The organism is Alcanivorax sp. HI0083, from assembly GCF_001635175.1.
This window is the reverse complement of sequence record NZ_LWFX01000205.1, coordinates 1-1,104: the sequence shown is the minus strand read 5'-3', so window position 1 is coordinate 1,104 and position 1,104 is coordinate 1. Positions and strand designations below refer to the sequence as shown.

The window sequence follows — 1,104 nt, the reverse complement described above, 5'->3', positions numbered from 1 at the left end:
CAGATTGGTGACCCCGCCTTGGCCAAGGGGCCGGTGGAACGCAAGGTGGTGCGCATTGTTACCCCAGGCACCGTGAGTGACGAGGCGCTTCTGGAAGAGCGCCGCGACAATCTTCTGTGCGCGGTTTTTGATCACAATAATCAGTACGGCTGCGCCAGCCTGGACCTGGCCGCCGGGCGGTTTGTGGTCACCCAGGTAGAAGGTGCCGAACAACTGCAGGCTCTGTTGGAGCGGTGGTCACCTGCTGAGCTGCTGCTCAGCGAGGAACACGGCCTGCCAGGCCGCTGGGCCGAGCGCCCGGGCACCCGCAAACGCCCCGGCTGGGAGTTTGACGAAGACGCCGCCCGCCGTCAGTTGTGTCAGCAATTTCAGGTACAGGATCTGGCCGGTTTCGGTGAGCCAACCGCCGTGGCGGTCGCCGCTGCCGGCGCCCTGCTTGGCTATGCCAAGGAGACCCAGCGCGGTGAGCTGCCGCACATTACCGGCCTTGCCGTGGAAAGCTTTGACGACGCGGTGGCCATGGACGCGGCCACCCGCCGAAATCTGGAATTGACCGAAACCCTGGATGGCCAGGAACAACACACCTTGGCCTGGGTACTCGACAGCACCCAAACCGCCATGGGCGCGCGCCTGCTCAAACGCTGGGTACACCAGCCTTTGCGTAACCGCACCACCCTCACCAAGCGACAGGACCAGATCGACGCTCTGCGCCAGGGCTGGTGTTTCGAATCTGCCCGCGATGTGCTTAATGACATCGGCGACATGGAGCGGATCCTCGGCCGGGTGGCCCTGCGCTCTGCTCGCCCCCGTGACCTGACTCGCTTGCATGCCAGCCTCAAGGCGCTACCGCCGTTGATTGGCACTTTGCCCGCCGCCGACTGCTTCTTTGAGCTGATCGAGCGTATCGGTGATTTTCCGAATCAGGTGGAATTACTGGGCACCGCGGTGATTGAAAACCCGCCCATGCTGATTCGCGACGGCGGCGTGATTGCCCCCGGCTACAGCGCAGAGCTGGATGAGCTGCGCTCCATCAGCGAAAACGCCGGAGCTATTCTCGTGGACATTGAAACCCGTGAGCGCGAACGCACCCAGCTTTCCACCCTG

Annotated in this window: 1 pseudogene; it reads left to right on the top strand. The window is 63.4% G+C overall.

Annotated features, from left to right (window positions below):
* Positions 1 to 1,104: pseudogene (locus tag A3754_RS02200) on the top strand (MutS family DNA mismatch repair protein); the annotation flags it as partial.